This window comes from Haloactinopolyspora sp., from assembly GCF_027324685.1.
GTDB lineage: Bacteria > Actinomycetota > Actinomycetes > Jiangellales > Jiangellaceae > Haloactinopolyspora.
In genome coordinates this window covers 1-18,740 of the sequence record NZ_DAHVSH010000024.1, presented here as the reverse complement: position 1 = coordinate 18,740, position 18,740 = coordinate 1, and the positions used below count along the sequence as shown (strand labels likewise).

The following is an 18,740-nucleotide window of genomic DNA, read 5'->3' as shown; positions in this document are numbered from 1 at the left end:
TCAGCTCGGCGCTGGAGCTTCGCCGCTCGGCGGTGGTGATTCGTCAGTGAGTTCCATGGCGCGGACCGTGCGTTTCCACGCCAGCACGGCCGACGTGATCGCCCCGCTGAGCGGCACCGCGAGGAACAGCCCCACCAGCCCGAACGCCGTGGCCGCCGCCGTGGTCAGCACGAGCACGACCAGCGGGTGGAAACTCAATGCCCGCGACATCAGCAGCGGCGCCAGCACGTTGCCCTCGATCTGCTGGACCACCAACACGATGCCCAGCGCCCACAGCGCGGTCCCGAATCCCCCGGAGAACAACGCCACCAGAACCGCGATCGCACCAGCCAGCGTCGCACCGATCAGCGGCACGTAGGCCATGAGGAAGGTCAGCGCGCCGATCGGGATGGCCAGCGGCACGCCGAGAATCAACAACCCGATGCCGATGAGCGCGCCGTCGACGAGCCCGGTCAGCGTGGACGCGTAGAACCAGTTGCCGACGGTCTTCATCGCCGCTCGGAACGAGGCGTCCGCCGGCGGCTGCTGCTCCGGGCGCAGCGCCCCGACGAACTGCTGCCACAACTTGTCGCCGCTGGTCAGGGCGAAGATCGCGAAGAACGTCGCCACCAGGATGACCGTGACCAGATTGCCGACCAGCGTCAACCCGGTCGCCGCCGCGCTGGTGACGTTACCGAGCAGGTCACCGAGTCTGGACTCGAACTCGTCCAGCAGATCCTGGACGTTCTGAGTGTCCAGACCGAACGGTCCGTCGGCGAGCCAGTCGTTGATCTCGTTCACCGACCCTGTGATGGCGGCCACCATGTCCGGCCACGAGTCCACGACCTCGGTGATCACGAAGACCACCAGCCCGGCGAAGAACGCCAGGAACAGCAGCACACACGCCAGCGCGGCCAGTACGGCCGGGACGCGCTTCGAGCGAAGCCAGCGCGCCAACGGCCACAGCAGCGCGGTCTCGGCGAAACCGAGCATGACCGCCACCGCGATGAACTGCACCTGTAACGCCAGCCAGATGCCGCCGGCGACAGCCAGGCCGATGAGAAGGAGGCGGCCGGCGATGATGGCTTCGTTGCGCAACCACTCCGGCGATTCACGCCGGCCCGCGCGGGTGGGCTCGCTCACGGACGGACCGTCGGAGAGTCGGTGGTGGCGTGCGCGCTGCCGTGGTCGAGGGCCGCGACGAACCCGGAGATCTCGCGGGCGAGGTCCTGTCCGGTCAAGCCGGCCTCGCCGAGGATGGCGTCGCGGCTGCCGTGCTCGAGGAAGCGTTGTGGGATACCGAACTCACGCACCGGCACGTCGATGCCCGCGTCTCGCAATGCCTGGGCGAACGCCGATCCCACGCCGCCGACCCGGCCGTTGTCCTCCACGGTGGCCACGAGCCGGTGCTGCCGCGCGAAATCGATCAGGGCGGGGTCGACCGGCTTGACCCAGCGCGGGTCGACGACCGTCACCCCGACACCCTGTGCGGCCAGCCTGTCGGCGGCATCGACACCGGCCGTGGCCATCGGCCCGACGGCCACGATCAGCACGTCGTCGGAGTCGGCCCGGGCCAGCACGTCGGTGGCACCGACGCGCTCGATCGCCTCGATGTCGCTCGCGACGGCACCTTTCGGGAAGCGCACCACCGTCGGCGCGTCGTGGACCTCGAGCGCCTCGCCGAACAATTCGATCAGGCGGCTACCGTCGCGCGGTGCGGCCAGTCGCAGGCCGGGAACCGGCTGCAACACCGACATGTCCCACATGCCGTTGTGCGACGGGCCCTCGCTGCCGGTGACACCGGCGCGGTCGAGCACGAACGTCACGCCGGCCTTGTGCAGGGCGCAGTCCATGAGCACCTGGTCGAACGCACGGTTCAGGAACGTGGAGTACACCGCGACCACGGGATGCAGGCCCATCATGGCCATGCCCGCCGCCGACGTCGTGGCGTGCTGTTCGGCGATGCCGACGTCGAAACAGCGGTCCGGGAAAGCCCGCGCGAACGCCTCGAGCCCGGTAGGCCCGAGCATCGCCGCGGTGATGGCCACGACGTCGGGCCGTTCCCGCCCGGCGGCCACCAGCGCGTCGCTGAACACGTTGGTCCACTGCCGCACCGGAGCGCCGGACGGGGCGCCGGTCAACGGGTCGAAGGCACCGGGGCTGTGCATCTGGTCAGCTTCGTCGCGGACGGCGGGGTCGTAGCCGTAGCCCTTCTGAGTGAGGCAATGCACCAGGACCGGCCCGCCGAACCGCTTCGCCTGCGTCAGCGCCTGCTCGACCGCCTCACGGTCGTGACCGTCGACCGGGCCGATGTACTTCAGGCCCAGGTCTTCGAACATGCCCTGTGGCGCGAGCAGATCCTTGAGCCCCTTCTTCACCCCGTGCAGCGCGTCGTACAGCGGCTGCCCGACGAGCGCCGTGCGCCCCAAAGTGCGCTTGACCACTTCCAGAGCCTGCTCGTACCGCGGGTCGGTTCGCAGCCCGGTCAGCCGACGCGCCAGGCCGCCGACCGTGGGCGCGTACGACCGGCCGTTGTCGTTGACCACCATGACCAGCGGCCGACGGTCGGGGCCGGTCTGCGGCGCATCGGCGATGTTGTTCAGCGCCTCCCAGGCCATCCCACCGGTCAGCGCGCCGTCCCCGATGACCGCGACCACCGTGCGGTCGCGCTCGCCGCGCACCGCCAGCGCCTTGGCCATCCCGTCGGCGTACGACAAGGCCGTGGAGGCGTGGGAGTTCTCGACCCAGTCGTGCTCGCTTTCGGCCTGGCACGGGTAGCCCGAGAGCCCGCCGGACTGCTTCAGCCGGTCGAACCCGTCCTGCCGGCCGGTCAGCATCTTGTGCACGTAGGCCTGGTGCCCGGTGTCGAAGATGATCGGGTCGCGGGGTGAATCGAAGACGCGATGCAAGGCGATGGTCAGCTCGACCACGCCGAGATTGGGGCCGAGATGGCCGCCGGTGCGTGAGACTGTCGTGATGAGCCGGTCGCGAATCTCGGCAGCCAGGGACACGAGCTCGGCATCAGAAAGACCACGCAGGTCGCGTGGGCTCGTGATGCGGTCGACCAATCCCACGCGATGCCTCCTCGTCCCACGTGTTCTCCACGGTCGAGTGTAGATGGCTGACCCGGATTGATCACATCCCAGGTCGGCCTCACCGACCGCGTGTTGAGCTCACCGGGTGCGCGCACTAGCCTTCGGCTGCCGGGTCGAGGGGTCGGCCCGGACGACGAAGTGAGGACGGAGCGGCGATCATGAGCCTCGGGCGTCGATGGGTCGGTGCGATCATCGGGGGCGCCGGCGCGTTCGTCTGCGCGGTGAGCGCCTATGTCAGCTGGTTCGGTGGCCACGCGCCGGTCGACTTGACCATCGCTCAGCTCGTCCGGACCGGCGAGGCCGGTGCCCCGTCGTCCTACTGGACGTCGCTGGCGGCGCCGTTGGCGATTCTGGGCGCGCTCGGGGTTCTGGGCGCGCTGATCCGCTCTCGATTCGTGCTGGGCCTGACGTGGTTGGGCGGCTTCACCGTCCTCGCGCTGTGGGGCATCATGCGGTTCATCGGCGCGGCGACCGACAGTGCGCCGGCGGACTCCGACGTCGGTTTCGGGGTCTGGCTGTGTGTCGCCGGGGTGCTGGCCGTGCTCGTCGGGATCATCGTCATGGGCCCGCGTCGCGAGGAGATCGAGGCGCCGTTGTCGGTGTTCGGCGACGACGACTCCTGGTGATCGCTCGCCGCGTGCATCGACGGCGGCTACCCTGATCACAAGGAATTTCGCCAGGGGGAGGCGGTTCCACCATGCCGACTCGTCGACGGATACTCGCAGCGACGCTGGCCGCGCTCGGCGCACTGGGCACCACCGCGGGCGCCTATCTGGACTGGTTCGGCGACCGGCCGGCGCACGAGCTTCCACTGGAGCGCCTGTACCAGTCCGACATCGCGAGCGGACCGGCGTCGTCGTACTGGAACTCGATGGCGCTGCCGCTGGCCGTCGTGGGTGCACTCGGGGTCCTGGGCGCGCTGCTGTTGTCGAGGTTCGTCCTCGTGCTCGCGTGGGTGATCGCCGTGGCCACATTGGTGACCTGGGCCGTCATGCAGACTGGTGACGACGCTGTCGACGCCGGGCTCGGCGACGTCCAGGTCGGCTTCTGGGTGTCCGCGGCGGCCTCGGTGGTCCTGCTGATCGGCATCGTCATGATGGGCCGGGACCGTGTTCGCGGTCCCGGCCCAGCTGAGCCGCGCGTGGATGACCCGACGTGATCAGAGCAGGCTGCGCAGCACGTACTGCATGATGCCGCCGTGGCGGTAGTAGTCGGCCTCCCCCGGCGTGTCGATGCGAACGACGGCGTCGAACTCGACGTCACCGTTGGCGCCGCCGGTGGCCTTGACGCGCACCGTCGTGGGCACTTCGCCGGAGTTCAGCGCCTCGATACCGGTGATGTCATAGGTCTCCTCACCGGTCAGCCCCAGCGAATCGGCGTTGTGCCCCTCGGGGAACTGAAGCGGCAGGACGCCCATGCCGATGAGGTTCGAGCGGTGAATGCGCTCGTAGGACGCCGCGATGACGGCCCGCACGCCCAGCAGTGCCGTGCCCTTGGCCGCCCAGTCCCGCGACGAGCCCGACCCGTACTCGTGGCCGGCCAGGACCACCAGCGGCGTGCCGGCCTCGGCGTAGGCGACCGAGGCGTCGTAGATCGTCGTGACCTCGCCCTCGCCGGCGAAATTGCGCGTGAAGCCGCCCTCGGTCCCCGGCGCGAGCTGGTTACGCAGGCGGATGTTCGCGAACGTGCCGCGAATCATCACTTCGTGGTTCCCGCGGCGCGAGCCGTAGGAGTTGAAGTCACGCCGCGCGACGCCGTGCGAGGACAGGTACTGCCCGGCCGGCGAGTCGGCCTTGATCGCACCCGCTGGGCTGATGTGGTCGGTGGTGACGGAGTCGCCGAGCTTCGCCAGCACCCGAGCCCCGGCGATGTCGCGCACCGGCTCCGGCTCGACCCCCATGCCGTCGAAGTACGGTGGGCGCCGCACGTAGGTCGACTCCGGGTCCCACGCGAACGTGTCGCCCTCCGGCGTCGGCAGGGCCTGCCACTGCTCGTCACCGGCGAAGACGTCGGCGTAGTCGCGCTTGAACATCTCGCTGGCGATCGCGGAGTCCACGACCTCCTCGATCTCCGCCGGCGAGGGCCACAGCTCGCTGAGGTACACCGGCGCACCCTGCGAGTCGGTGCCCAGCGGTTCGGTGGTGATGTCGAGGTCCATCGTCCCGGCGAGCGCGTAGGCCACCACCAGCGGCGGCGAGGCCAGGTAATTCATCTTGACGTCCGGGTTGATCCGCCCCTCGAAGTTCCGGTTTCCGGACAGCACCGACACGACCGCGAGATCGTTCTCGTTCACCGCAGCCGACACCTCACCGGGCAGCGGCCCGGAGTTGCCGATGCACGTCGTGCAGCCGTAGCCGACCAGGTGGAAGCCGAGCTTCTCCAGGTACGGCGTCAACCCGGCTCGCTCGTAGTAGTCCATGACGACCTTGGACCCCGGCGCGAGCGTGGTCTTGACCCACGGCTTGCGGTTCAGGCCGCGCTCGACCGCCTTCTTGGCCAGCAAGGCGGCGCCGACCATGACCGATGGGTTCGACGTGTTGGTGCAGCTGGTGATCGCCGCGATGACGACGGCGCCATGGTCCAGCTCGCACTCGGTGCCGTCGCCGAGCGTGACCCGCACCGGGGCGGAGGAACGCCCGTGCGCGCCGTTGGCCGCTGATTCCACCGCGTGGCCGCCCCCGTTGCCCAGCGCGACCGCGATGGGGTCGCTGGCCGGGAACGTGTCCTCGACGGCGTCGTCGAGTTCGTCCTCGGCCTCGTGGTCGACGTAGTCGCGCAGCGCGGTGCGGAACGACGACTTCGCGTCGCTGAGCGAGACGCGGTCTTGCGGCCGCTTCGGCCCGGCGATGGACGGAACCACGGTGCCGAGGTCGAGCTCGAGCGTCTCGGAGTAGTCGGGCACCACGTCCGGATCGTGCCAGAGGCCCTGCTCCTTGGCGTACGCCTCGACCAGGGCGACCTGCTCGTCGGATCGGCCGGTCAGGCGCAGGTATCGCACCGTCTCCTCGTCGATGGGGAACACCGCGATGGTCGAGCCGTACTCCGGGCTCATGTTGCCGATGGTGGCGCGGTTGGCCAGCGGGACCTCGGCGACGCCCGGCCCGTAGAACTCGACGAACTTGCCGACCACGCCGTGTTGGCGCAGCAACTCGGTGATGGTCAGCACCAGGTCGGTGGCGGTGGCGCCGTCAGGCAGGGAACCGGACAGCTTGAACCCGACCACGCGCGGAATGAGCATGCTGACCGGCTGGCCGAGCATGGCCGCTTCGGCCTCGATGCCACCGACTCCCCAGCCGACGACGCCGAGGCCGTTGACCATGGTGGTGTGGCTGTCGGTGCCCACGAGGGTGTCCGGGAAGGCCACGGTGGCATCGCCGTCCGGGCGCGTCATGATCGTCCGGGCGAGATGCTCGATGTTGACCTGGTGGACGATCCCGGTGCCGGGCGGCACCACCTTGAAATCGTCGAAGGCACCCTGGCCCCACCGCAGGAACTGGTACCGCTCCTTGTTGCGGCCGTACTCCAGCTCGACGTTGCGCACGAAGGCATCCGGCGCCCCGAACACGTCAGCGATCACCGAATGGTCGATGACCAGCTCGGCTGGTGCCAACGGGTTGATCCGCGCCGGGTCACCGCCGAGTTCGCTCATGGCCTCGCGCATCGTGGCGAGGTCGACGATGCACGGCACGCCGGTGAAGTCCTGCATCACCACCCGGCCCGGCGTGAACTGGATCTCGGTACTCGGCTGCGCTGCCGGATCCCAGTCGACCAGGGCCCGGACGTGCTCTGCGGTGATGTTGGCGCCGTCCTCGGTCCGGAGCTGGTTCTCCAGCAGGATCTTCAAGCTGTACGGCAGCCGGTCCACATCACCTGCGGCAGCGATCCGGTACATCTCGTACGACCGGTCCCCGACTCGCAGGGTGGTCTTGGCACCGAAGCTGTCCTTGCTGGCCACGTCAATCCCCAACCTCTCGTCCGCCGTACTGCGACCGTCGCCCGGCCGCTCGCCTTCGAACATCGTCGCGCACTCCGCCATCCGCGCCTGCGCTGAGGGTCACCTCACGGCCACGAATCGGATCCGCGAAACTGTCTTGATATCAAGATACACGGTCGTCGTCGCGCTCGCCGCCATGGGCACTCCGGCCCGCGTGATCACTCACGATCTCGATGCGGTAAAAGATGTCCTCCCGCTTGTCACACATCAACTCACAGCGGCACCTACAGGCCGTGCTGCAGCATTGATCGCCAAAGGAGATTTCATGCGTGTTCGGGTGCACGTCGGACTCGGCTCGAGACTCGCCGCCGTAGGTGCTCTGGTGTTGGCCGCGAGCGCCTGCGGGGGCGAGACGATTCAGTTCGAGGGGACGACGGTCGGCAACGCCGAGTCGGTCCTCATCGAGGCCGACGATGCCTTCGACGAGCTGACCGAGGCCGGGGTGAGCGCGGGAACCACCACGGTGGCCGAGGAATCTCGCTGCTACTTCCGCCGTACGGGCGAAGACGACATCGACACGTCGGTGTACTGCGGCCCGCTGCGCCAGCTCGGCGCCGCCGACGACGAGTCCTGGTATCCCATCGCCCTCGTCGAGGACGGCTCCAACGACGACGGGGTCCGCCTGGCCATCGAGCCGGACGACCAGCCCGCGCCCACCGCCATCAGCAGCGCCGAGCTGTTCCGGCCGGACGGAAACGAACCCGTCGCGGCGGACTCGCTCGACGAGCCTCAGGCTCCCGAGGCCCCGGCCGCGGACTTCGCCGTGTTCCTGCCTGAAGGCGACGCAGCGTCCCACCTCGAGTTCGAGGATCTCGACGAGGAGTATCGGCTCATCACCCCGGCCATGACGCTCACCGTGACAGCTGCGGCCACGACCGACGTCATCCCCCGCGAAGCCGTTGCCGCCCAGGACGATTCGTACGACGCCGAGTCCGAGTCCACCGACGGTGTGGACACGCCGTACTTCCGTCCGGTCGACGGCCAGCAGGTCGCGGCGTGGCAGGTGACCATCGGCCCGCCACCGGAAACCACCTCGGACACGGAGGCGTCGTACTTCAGCGACGGCGACGCCCGCAGCGCCACCACCGCGATCTCACTGGCCGCCGGGAGCCAACGTCTCAGCCTGCACGGCGCCGTGGGCGACGCCAGCGACGACGACGCCGCGACCTTCACCGTGGGGTGTTCGGAGGTGCCGTGCAGCGACATCGAACAACGCCAGCGCACCTTGCTCGCCTCGTTCGCCGACGATGCCGACCCGGCCCTGGTGGCGACCGTCGATGGATCCGACCAGGTGCTCTCACTCGAAGACGGCAGCCTGACCTCCGACGTCTCGCAGGTCGCCTACACCCGAGAGGCCCGTGTGCAGCAGGTGTCGACCACGTGGCCCACCACGACATTCACCATCCGCACCGAGGAGCAGCTCGACAAAGATCAGGAGTTCTATTGCTGCGAGGACGTGACGTACACGTTCGGCGGCGAGATCCAGCAGGTCTTCTTGACGCCCTTCGACTACGCGAAAGGTTGGGCGCCGGCCGGCCAGGCATGGTTGACCGTGCCGATCGCCAACCGGCCGGACGAGCTCGCCGACGGGTACGCCCGACTGAACATGGACGAGACGAAGTCCATGACGCTCACCATCGACGGCCAGTCTCTTTCTCCGCAGGCCGACGCCGGCCAGGAGGACTGGGTGGTCTTCCTGGTCGACGACACGTTCACCGAGGGAACGTTGACCTACAGCCCGGTGGGCAGCGCCAAGATCGACTCCAAGACCTACCCGGTCAAGACCGACAAGCCGCTGACGCTGGACATCACGATCCCCTGACCTGCGAAGCGACCTCGCCATTGGACGTACGCACCAGAATCCGGCCTCCGAGCAACGCGCCGATACCCGCCCACACCGTCGGCGCCGCCGCCCCGCCCAGCGCCACGATCGACAAGCCACCCGAGGCCGAAGCGACACCCAGCCAGGTAGCCGCCGGAGTGCACCGCACCTTTGCCGGTGCCTCCTGTTCACAGCGTCCCAACAGCGCCACCATCAGGGCCAGCACCAACGCCAGGACCGCCAGCCAGCCCGGGCGGGTCACCCACCACAACGCGCTCCCCGGTTGCGGCAGGCCGGCCTCGAGCGCGACCAACGCCGCGCTCACAACCACCAGAACCGAAACGTGCCAGACGTAGATCGTCATCGCCCTCGCACCGAGTCCGGCGACCACGGCCCACGGCAGCGGCCTCCGCAGCCACCGGCAGGCCGCCGGACGGACGAGTACGAGCGCGCCCGCCTGCCCGATGGTCACCAGCAGCAGGCACACGGACGGCGGCGCCATGTTCGACATCTGGCCTTCCAGCCCGATCATGCTGACCGGATACGGACCGGGCCCGGTCAGGAGGACCAGTACGCCCAGGGCGCCGGCCACGCATGCCCATGCGCCACCGTGCGACATCCGTTCGGTCCAGCCGTCGGCATACCAGAAGCCGAGTTGATGGACGAGCAACCAGACCAGTATGAAGTTCGCGAATCCCACATCAACGATCTCGCCCATACGCAGGACGTCCACCACGATCACCGCGGCACACAACCCGGCGGGAACGGCCATGGCCGCACGCTCGTGCCAACGCAACAGCACAGGGGTGGCCGCAGCGACGAGGAGGTAGATCGCCAGGAACCACAGGGGCGCCCCGACGAACCGCCCGGCCAGCGCAATCTGCTCGGACGGCGCGCCCAAGGCCCGGCCCGCGGTCAGCATCGCCGCAGCCCCCACGGTGAACACCAGCGCCGGGCGGGTCAGCCTGGCCAGTCGAGTACCGACGAACGCTGCGACACCCGCGCTCGCCCTCCGGCGCCACGCGACGGCGTTGGAAAACCCGCCTGCCAGGAAGAACAGCGGCATCACCTGCAAGGCCCACGTCGCCGGCTGCAGGGTCGGCACCACGTCCAGAATGTTGCGTGTGCTCACGCGCCCGTCCACGACCGCGACCGCAGCCATCAGCCAATGTCCCGCCACCACGACGAGCATGCTCAGCACCCGGGTGGCGTCCATGAACCGGTCTCGGCTCGGCGGGGTCGCCGCCTCCCACTCATGGACGCGCTGTCTCCATGCGGCCGGGCTCATTTCGCGGTCCCCGCCGCCCGGCAACCGGACCGAGTCGCCACCGTGACGCATGCCCGATGCAGCCGTCCGGCCAGCCTCGACCCGACACAGACCGTGAGAAGCAACACTCCAGCTGCCACGTACGGCAGCGGATTCTCGACGCCAGGAACGCCGTACCCTTGCCGCCAGGAGTTGATCCGCACCGCGTGTTCGCCGGCCCATGCCGCCGCACGGCATCCGGGCGAACCACCCAGGTCGGCACAGTGTGCCCGCAAATCGACGCCGAACTGGTCATCGATCGCCATCCGGGCCCATGGCCCCAGCTCGCCACCCCGGTCCGCTGCGTAACGCAACAGGTCATAGCCATAGTCGTGGAATCGGCAAGCACGATCGAAGTCGTAGCCCGCTGATCCGGCCGGTGACGAACAATTTCCGGCCGGATCGATCACGCGTACCCCGACACCGTCGAGGACCAACTCCGGCGTGTACCCCATGACCTCGGCGAAGTCCGGCGGCACGAGGTCGGCCCCGGTGCCATCGGCACGCCCGGTCGCCACCGCGACGGCGTGCGCAGCCGCCTGGTTCTCCGGGCCTGACGTCACCGGCGACACCTGCCCGGCCCCGGTCAGCGCGAGCGAGGCCAAGACGGCCGCCAAGACGATTCCGATGCGCTTCCACGACACCACGTCCACCTCCCGTCACCGGCCGATCCGGCGACGGGCAGGACGCTAGGAATCCGGATGTGACGATTCATCAGGCTGCGGAGCGGCGTTGAGCGTGGCGCTGCGGTATCGGCGGCAGCCAGTGGCTCACTCCGTGGAGCCAGAGCGAACCGCTACCACGGAACGACGCGGCGCGGGGCCCATGCCGCCTACGCTGTGCAGCGTGAACGGCGACTCTGACACTGGGTCGGGTGACCAGGTTGCGCGGCCGGTCGTACCCAGATCATGGCTGCCCTGGCTCGGTTCACTCGTGCTGTTCAGCCTCGGCCTGTTGACCGTGACCGAAGTGGTGGACGGCAGCATCGGCCCGGTGCTCGTCGCCGTCACGGCCATCCTGGGCGCGGCACCGTTCGGGCTCATCACCACCAGTCCGGCGACGGGATGGCTGCTGTCGGCAACCGGAGCCTTCGTCGTGTCACGATCCTTCGACATCGTCGACGCGGACCCGTGGCCGTGGCCGGTCGTCCACGGCTTGGTGCTGCTGGCGCTGCTGTTCGCGACAGCGTGGAATCCACCGCAGCGACTGCCGCGTGGGCCGCGCATCGGCGTCGTCCTCGTGGCCTGGCTGTCCACGGCGACCCTGTTCGCCATGTCGGTGCCACCTGACCTGATCGCGGGCTGGACCGTCGGCGTGACTGCGGTGACAGTTGCCGGCATGCTCGTGCGCGCCGCTGGCCTGATCGCCACGGCCGATGGCGCCGGGCCGCCGATTTCGCTCGCCGAGGTCAGAGTCAGGCTGCTCAGGGGCTTCCGGGTGGCTTTCGTCGACTGGGCGCCCTCTCCGCAAGCCGGGCCTGCCCTGGGCGAACGCCTGTTCCCGTCCTCCGCGTGGGTGGGACGAGCCCGAGCCCTCCTCCCGTGGCTGCTGGCTCTGGGGGTTTTCTGGATCGCGGTCGCTTCAGTGCACGAGACGCTTGTGGTCCACGACCTGGTTCTGCCGATCTTCGCTGCGCTCGTCGCCGCACCGGTGGCGATGAGCAGGCGATACGCGTTGCTCGGATGGCGGCTGGCGACCGTCCTCGCCGCCGTCGTCGCCGTCATCGGCACACCGAGCGGCGGACCCGACCCAGGGGCGTGGCCGGTCGTCTTCCAATGGGTCTGGCTCATCTCGACGTTCCTGGTCAGCGTCCGCCATGACCGCTGGACGACAGGTTGGGTGTGGGCCGTCACCGTGATGGTGATCTCCACCGGTGCCCCGGCGAACTCCGGCGTCGCCATCACCATGATCGTTGCCGCGACCGCCCTCACGATCATCGGCGACCTGGTCCGGTCGCGGCGACGGACCGGCCGCGAGCTCGAACGCCAGACGGAGCTCAGCGAGCTCGAGAAGGCCCGCCGGGCGGTACTCGAAGAACGCACCCGCATCGCACGCGACCTGCACGACGTCGTAGCGCATCACATGTCGATGATGGTGGTGCAGGCCGAGACCGCTCCATACCGCATCGCCGGCCTGTCGGGTCCGGCGCAGGCCGAGTTCGCCGCCATCAGCACGTCGGCTCGCGACGCCCTCAACGAGATTCGTAGTCTGCTCGGCGTGCTACGCAGCCACGACCACGCCGTCACACACACCCCGCAGCCGGGCCTGAGCCAGCTCGACGAGCTCGTCGAGGCCGCCTCGCGCTCCGGTGTCCCCGCTATCGTCACCACACACGGCCCGGTCGTACCGGTCGGTTTGGCGGTCAGCCAGTCCGCCTACCGGATCGTGCAGGAGTCCCTGGCCAACGCCGCCCGCCACGCCCCGGGCGCCGAAGTCACGGTGAGCGTCGGCTATGAGCCGGACATGCTGCGCATCCAGGTCGTCAACGGCGCTTCGGCGGTGCCGGTTGCTTGCACCGAGCCCGGGCATGGTCTGATCGGCATGCGTGAACGCGCGCACGTCGTCGGCGGCACGCTGACCGCCGAACCGCTGCCGGACGGCGGCTTCGAGGTACGCGCCGACCTTCCGCTCGAGATCGAGGAGCACGACCGGTGAGGGCAGCGTCCGATCCACCCACGCCCCCGGTCCGGGTGCTGATCGTCGACGACCAGGCGATGGTCCGGCAGGGTTTCGGCGCACTGCTGGCGGCTCAGACCGACATCGACGTCGTCGGGGATGCCGCCGACGGCGCCGCCGCAGTCGACGCCTCACGACGTCTCGAACCCGACGTCGTGCGCATGGACGTCCGGATGCCCGTGCTCGACGGGCTGGAAGCGACTCGCCGGATCCTGCGCGCACCCGGCCTGCGCCATCCCCGGGTGGTCATGCTGACCACGTTCGACCTCGACGACTATGTCTACGAGGCGTTGCGCGCCGGTGCCAGCGGATTCCTCCTCAAGGATGCCCCGGCCGCAGACCTGGTTCAGGCCGTACGCGTCGTGGCTGGCGGTGACGCACTACTGGCGCCCTCGGTGACTCGTACCCTGATCGCGGACTTCGCCCGGCGCCCCGACACCAACCGGCCGCGTCCGTCACAACTACGCGAGCTGACACCCCGCGAGACCGAGGTCCTCAAACTCATCGCCGCCGGATCGTCGAACTCGGAAATCGCCGACGCGCTCGTGCTGGCCGAACAGACCGTGAAGACACACGTGGGGCGCATCTTCACCAAGCTCGGCCTGCGCGACCGGGCGCAGGCCGTCGTGATCGCCTACGAGACCGGACTGGTGCAACCCGGGAGCTGAGCGTCACGCCGCCGGGATCTGGGGAGCGACTTCGGCAGCCACCAGCTCCAGGTGTTCGATGTCGGTGAGATCGAGCACCTGGAGGTACACCCGGTCCGCACCGGCCTCACTCAAGGCGCCGAGGCCGTCGACGACCTCCGCGACCGTGCCGGCCAGTCCGTTGGCGCGAAGCTCGCTGGGCTCGCGGCCGATGGCAGCCGCCCGGCGGGTGAACTCTGCCTCGTCGCGCCCGCACGCCAGGACCATCGCCACGGAGTAGTGAAGTTCGTCCGGGTTGCGCCCGATGTCCTCGCACGCCTTGCGCACGCGGGCGAACCGGTCGGCGATCTCCGCTTTCGGAGGGAAGGAGGCGTTGTACTCGGTGGCGTACCGCGCGGCCAGGGCTGGGGTACGGCGCGGGCCGTTGCCGCCGACGATCACCGGGACCTGAGGCTGAACCGGCTTGGGCAGAGCCGGGGAATCGGTGAGCGTGTAGTGCCGGCCCTCGAAGTTGAACCGCTCGCCCACCGGCGTGTTCCACAGTCCGGTGATGACGGCGAACTGCTCCTCGAGCAGGTCGAACCGGCGGTTCGGAAACGGGATGCCGTACGCCTGGTGCTCTTGTGCGTACCACCCGGCACCGAGTCCGAACTCGACCCGGCCACCGGACATCTGGTCGACTTGCGCCACCTGGATCGCCAGCGGACCCGGATACCGGAACGTCGCCGCTGAGACCAGCGTCCCGAGCCGGATACGCGAGGTCTCACGCGCCAGTCCCGCCAGGGTGACCCAAGCGTCCGTCGGCCCGGGCAATCCGTCGCTGGCGCCCATGGCCAGGTAGTGGTCGGACCGGAAGAAGGCGTCGAAGCCGAGTTCCTCGGTGGCCTTTGCCACGCGGAGGAGGTCGTCGTAGTGCGCGCCCTGCTGTGGTTCGGTGAAAATCCGCAACTGCATGCTCTTCAGCTTTCCATAGCCGCTCTTCACAGCCACCCGCGGCGCCGGAACACGGCGAACAACCCCCCACAGACCATCGCCATCAAGAAGAGCGCGAACGGGTAGCCCAAGCGCCAGTCGAGCTCGGGCATGTGGGTGAAGTTCATCCCGTAGATCGTGCCCACCAGTGTCGGCGCGAACAGGATCGCCGCCCATGCGGAGATCTTCTTGATCTCCTCGTTCTGCTCGAAGCTCGCCTCGGTGAGCGACTTCATCTCTTCGTTCTGCTGCTGGGTGACCAGCGTGGCGTTGACGGTCAGGATGTCCTGCAACACTTGCCGGAATCCGTCCACGCGCTCGGTCACCTCGGCGATGTGGTCGGCGACGTCGCGCAGGTAGCGCTGCAACTCCTCGTTGGTGCCGTACTTGACGAAACCGGCCTCGAGGCCTTGCATCACGGCGATGAGCGGGCGCGTGGCTCGCTGGAACTCGAGCACCTCACGAGACAACTCGTAGATACGTCGGGACACCCGGGGGTCGCGGCCGAACACTTCGGTCTCGATCTCGTCGACGTCGTTCTCCACGCCGGCGAGGACGGGAACGTAGCCGTCGACCACGGCGTCGAGGATCGCGTACAGGACGGCTTCGGGGCCTAGCCGCAGCAGCTGCGGATCGTCCTCCATCCGCCGCCGCACCCCCGAGAGGTCAGGGGCCGCACCATGGCGAACGGTGATGACGAAGCCGGGACCGACGAACAGGTGCAACTCGCCGAAGTCCACCTGCTCCGAAGCGTCGAGGTAGCGCGCGGCGCGCAACACGACGAACAGGGTTTCACCGTAACGTTCGAGCTTGGGGCGCTGATGCGCCTCCATCGCGTCCTCGATGGCCAGTTCGTGCAGGCCGAATTCCTCGGCCAGCGACATCAGCTCGGCATCGCTGGGCCGGAACAGCCCGATCCATGCCATCGCCTCGGCGTCTTCACGCAACTGCTGGTACGTGTCGGACAGCGAGCTCGGCGTACTGACCCGGCGCCCGTCGCGGTACAGCGCAGCGTCGACGATGCTCGAGGTGGCGTGGCCGGGATCGGTCTCCTCGGCCGACGTCTCACCGCCGGTGGAGTTCGTTGTCCCACGTGGATGCCGGCGCAACGCCGGACGGATGACGCGTAGTGCACGTGGACGACGCGGAGGCATGACGTGTTCTCCTAACGTCAGGAGCGGCAGCAGCTGTCTCAGACCGCGCAGGACAGCTCGCCGCCGGGCTTCACCTGCCCGTGGCTCGGCCGCCCTGCGGCGCAGGACTAGGAGGTTCGCTGCGCGTCACAGCTCCCACCTCCTTGCTCACGACCACCGTGCTACGCACCTCAGGATAGTCCACCGGCGCTGCGCGTGGCCGCCGGTCGGCGCAGATCGACCACCGCGATCAGCCAGGTCGCAGGATCGCCACGCACTCGACGTGGTGGGTCATCGGAAACAGGTCGAACGCGCGCACCGTGTCCAGCTGGTAGCCAAGCTCGCCGAACGTCGCGACGTCGCGCGCGAGCGCCGCCGGGTCACACGCGACGTAGGCCACCGCCCGCGGAGCCCGATCGACGATCGACCGCACGACCGGGGCCTTCGCGCCGGTCCGAGGTGGGTCGAGCACCACGATGTCGACCCGTCCGCTCAGTTCGCGCCGCTGCAGGACCCGGTCGACCCGTCCTTCGATCACCCGGACCCCGTCGCGCCAACGCAGGTTCCAGCGTGCGTCGGCGGCGGCCTGGCGCGAGCCTTCCACGGCGACGACGCTGCCGCTCGGGCCGACGTGGTCGGCCAGCACGCCGGCGAACAAGCCGACACCGCAGTACAAGTCGAACGCGCGCTCCCCTGCCACGGGACGCAGCCCGTCGAGCACGGCCTGCACCAACGTGTCGGGCGCGCCGGGATGGATCTGCCAGAACCCACTCCCGGTCACCTGCCACGTGCGCCCGGCTGCGGTCTCGGTGTGCCAGGTGGACCCGGAACCGGCCATGATCACATCGGCGGGCAGGTCCGGTAGCTTTCTCGCATCTGGCGCGGGCCCGTCTTCGGCCCCGGTGATCACGACCAACCGCTCGCCGCTTCCCGAGGCGATCGCCTCCACCGACGCCGCGCCCGGCCAGCGGTGGTGCTCCACCCCGATGGCGCGTACCTCGGGATGCGCGATCAGGCACTGCTCGATGGTGACGATGTCGTGCGAGCGGTGCCGCCGGAGCCCGGGCCGACCCTCGCTGTCGACGGCATAGGTCACCCGGGTTCGCCAGTCGAGCCCTTCGGCGTCGCCGGGAACCGCCTCGACCTCGATCTCGCGATCGAGGCCGGCGAGCCGGCTCAATTGCTCGGTGACCACCGCGGCCTTCATCCGCCGTTGCGCCGCCGGGGCCGCGTGCTGCCAGTCGCAACCCCCGCAGCCGCCCGGCGCGGCATACGGGCACGGTGCGACGACTCGGTCCGCAGATGCCTCGATGATCTCGATGGCGTCGGCGCGCCAGAAGCGGTCGTCCTCGCCGCCCTCGGTGACCCGGATACGAACCGTCTCGCCAGGCAGGGCATGCCGGACGAACACCGCTCGGCCTTCGTGACGGGCGACGCACGAGCCACCGTGGGCGACCGAGCCGATCTGCACGACCATTTCGTCCCCCGCCCGGGACCGCCCCCGTTCCCGACGCGGCGGGCGGCTCAGCTCGGCCTCCGGGGGGTCTCGGCCGACGACAGCAGCTGCCACGGCACCGTGGTCACCATGACGCCGGGAGTGAACAACAACCTGCTCTTGAGCCAGAACACACTCTGATTGTGCAGGATCTGCTCCCACCAGTGGCCAACGACATACTCCGGGATGTAGACCGTCACCACTTCCCGTGGGCTTTCGCGCCGGATGGCACGCACGTACTCCACCATCGGGCGCGCGATCTCGCGGTAGGGCGAGTCGAGCACCCGCAGCGGCACCGGTACGCCGCGACGGTCCCATTCGTCCAGCAAGGCCGCAGTCTCGTCCGCATCCACGTTGACGGTGACCGCCTCGAGGATGTCCGGGCGGGCCGCTCGCGCATACGCGATGGCGCGCACGGTCGGCTTGTGCAACCGGGACACCAGCACCACCGCATGTACCCGGGACGGCAGCAGCGATTCCGCCGGCCAGTCGTGCACGGTCAGCTCCGCGCTCACCTTGTCGTAGTGCCGGCGGATGCCGCGCATGAGCATGAACAACACCGGCATCGTCGCCAGCACCAGCCAGGCCCCGTGCGTGAACTTCGTGATCGTGACCACGATCAGCACCAGACCGGTCATCGTGGCGCCGAACGCATTGATGGCCCGGGAGCGCAGAACCGTACGGCGCGATGCCGTGCTCGGGGTGGCACCGGCGAGCACGCGGTTCCAGTGCCGCACCATGCCGGCCTGACCGAGCGTGAAGGCGGTGAACACGCCCACGATGTAGAGCTGGATCAGCCGCGTCACCGACGCGTCGAAGACGACCACCAACGAACCGGCGAGCACCCCCAGCACGATGATGCCGTTGCTGAAGGCCAGCCGGTCTCCCCGCGTGTGCAGCTGGCGCGGGGCGTAACGGTGCTGCGCCAGCGCCGCGCCGAGCAGCGGGAAGCCGTTGAACGCGGTGTTGGCGGCCAGGATCAGGATCAGCGCCGCCGCGCCCTGCACCACGTAGAACGCCACGGTGCCATCACCGAACACCGCGTCGCCGAGCTGCGAGATCACCGTGCGCTGCGGGTCCTGTTCGCAGTCGAACCCCTGCAGCGAACACGGATCCTCCACGTAGTGCACGTCGGCTATGACCGCCAGGGCCGTGATGCCCCCGAACATGGCCACGGACAGCGTGCCCATGATCGCCAGCGTCGTCGCTGCGTTCTTGGCCTTGGGCTTGCGAAAGGCCGGAACTCCGTTGGCGATCGCCTCCACGCCGGTCAGTGCGGTGCAGCCGGAGGCGAACGCGCGCAGGACCAACAGGGCGACGGCGACTCCACCCAGGTCGGCCATCTCCGCGGTGACGTCGTACTGGGCGGACTCGGCGACCGGCGCCTCACCGAACGCCGTCTGCATCAGTCCCCACACGATCAACGTGCCGATGGCGACCACGAACAGGTAGACCGGAATCGCGAAGGCCTTACCGCTCTCCTTCGTGCCCCGCAGATTGATCGTGGCCAGCAAGACGACCAGGCCGAGCGCGATCGGTATCCGCTGGCCCTGAAGCTCCGGCACGGCCGAGATCAAGTTGTCCACACCCGCCGAGATCGACACCGCCACGGTCAGCACGT

Annotated in this window: 14 protein-coding genes; 5 read left to right on the top strand and 9 right to left on the bottom strand. The window is 69.0% G+C overall.

Going from position 1 to position 18,740, the window contains the following annotated elements:
• Positions 1-1,122, bottom strand: a complete 1,122-nt coding sequence (locus M6444_RS03705; RefSeq protein ID WP_298323307.1) for an AI-2E family transporter — start codon at positions 1,120-1,122, stop codon at positions 1-3.
• Positions 1,119-3,053: a 1-deoxy-D-xylulose-5-phosphate synthase gene (dxs, locus tag M6444_RS03700; RefSeq protein WP_298323306.1), complete on the bottom strand. Its 1,935-nt coding sequence runs from the start codon at positions 3,051-3,053 to the stop codon at positions 1,119-1,121. The genes M6444_RS03705 and dxs overlap by 4 nt, the downstream gene beginning before the upstream one ends.
• A gap of 179 nt (positions 3,054-3,232) precedes the next feature.
• Between dxs and M6444_RS03695 the strand changes: the two genes are divergently transcribed.
• On the top strand, positions 3,233-3,700 hold the full coding sequence (locus M6444_RS03695) for a hypothetical protein (protein ID WP_298323305.1): 468 nt from the start codon (positions 3,233-3,235) through the stop codon (positions 3,698-3,700).
• A 71-nt stretch (positions 3,701-3,771) separates the two neighbouring features.
• The gene (locus tag M6444_RS03690) at positions 3,772-4,233 is read left to right on the top strand and encodes a hypothetical protein (protein WP_298323304.1); all 462 of its coding nucleotides are present in this window, start codon (positions 3,772-3,774) and stop codon (positions 4,231-4,233) included.
• Here the strand turns inward: M6444_RS03690 and M6444_RS03685 are convergent, their stop codons facing one another.
• Positions 4,234-7,029, bottom strand: coding sequence for an aconitate hydratase (locus tag M6444_RS03685; RefSeq protein ID WP_298323302.1), 2,796 nt, complete (start codon positions 7,027-7,029; stop codon positions 4,234-4,236). It abuts the gene before it with no gap.
• A 304-nt stretch (positions 7,030-7,333) separates the two neighbouring features.
• On the opposite strand from M6444_RS03685, the gene M6444_RS03680 reads away from it, so the two are divergent.
• Entirely contained in the window at positions 7,334-8,890 is a 1,557-nt protein-coding gene (locus M6444_RS03680) for a hypothetical protein (RefSeq protein ID WP_298323301.1), read from the top strand.
• Here M6444_RS03680 and M6444_RS03675 read toward each other — a convergent pair.
• Both M6444_RS03675 and M6444_RS03670 read right to left on the bottom strand, forming a co-directional pair.
• Positions 8,877-10,178: an acyltransferase gene (locus tag M6444_RS03675; RefSeq protein ID WP_298323300.1), complete on the bottom strand. Its 1,302-nt coding sequence runs from the start codon at positions 10,176-10,178 to the stop codon at positions 8,877-8,879. The two genes, M6444_RS03680 and M6444_RS03675, sit on opposite strands and share 14 nt — an antisense overlap.
• Positions 10,175-10,840 (bottom strand): phospholipase A2, encoded by a 666-nt coding sequence (locus M6444_RS03670; RefSeq protein WP_298323299.1) that lies wholly within the window; start codon positions 10,838-10,840, stop codon positions 10,175-10,177. Before M6444_RS03670 ends, M6444_RS03675 begins: the two co-directional genes overlap by 4 nt.
• Positions 10,841-11,042: 202 nt before the next feature.
• Between M6444_RS03670 and M6444_RS03665 the strand changes: the two genes are divergently transcribed.
• Both M6444_RS03665 and M6444_RS03660 read left to right on the top strand, forming a co-directional pair.
• Positions 11,043-12,851 carry a histidine kinase gene (locus M6444_RS03665; protein ID WP_298323298.1) on the top strand — a complete coding sequence of 603 codons (1,809 nt, stop codon included), beginning with the start codon at positions 11,043-11,045 and terminating at the stop codon, positions 12,849-12,851.
• Positions 12,848-13,540: a response regulator transcription factor gene (locus M6444_RS03660; RefSeq protein WP_298323297.1), complete on the top strand. Its 693-nt coding sequence runs from the start codon at positions 12,848-12,850 to the stop codon at positions 13,538-13,540. The genes M6444_RS03665 and M6444_RS03660 overlap by 4 nt, the downstream gene beginning before the upstream one ends.
• Positions 13,541-13,543: 3 nt before the next feature.
• On the opposite strand, the gene M6444_RS03655 is transcribed toward M6444_RS03660, so the two are convergent.
• The 4 genes from M6444_RS03655 to M6444_RS03640 all read right to left on the bottom strand — a co-directional run.
• On the bottom strand, positions 13,544-14,473 hold the full coding sequence (locus M6444_RS03655) for an LLM class F420-dependent oxidoreductase (RefSeq protein WP_298323296.1): 930 nt from the start codon (positions 14,471-14,473) through the stop codon (positions 13,544-13,546).
• A gap of 26 nt (positions 14,474-14,499) precedes the next feature.
• Entirely contained in the window at positions 14,500-15,645 is a 1,146-nt protein-coding gene (locus M6444_RS03650) for a magnesium and cobalt transport protein CorA (RefSeq protein ID WP_298323294.1), read from the bottom strand.
• A gap of 229 nt (positions 15,646-15,874) precedes the next feature.
• Positions 15,875-17,194 (bottom strand): class I SAM-dependent RNA methyltransferase, encoded by a 1,320-nt coding sequence (locus tag M6444_RS03645; protein ID WP_363326224.1) that lies wholly within the window; start codon positions 17,192-17,194, stop codon positions 15,875-15,877.
• On the bottom strand, positions 17,149-18,740 hold a 1,592-nt coding region (locus tag M6444_RS03640), incomplete at its 5' end, for an APC family permease (RefSeq protein ID WP_298323290.1). The genes M6444_RS03645 and M6444_RS03640, both read right to left, overlap by 46 nt.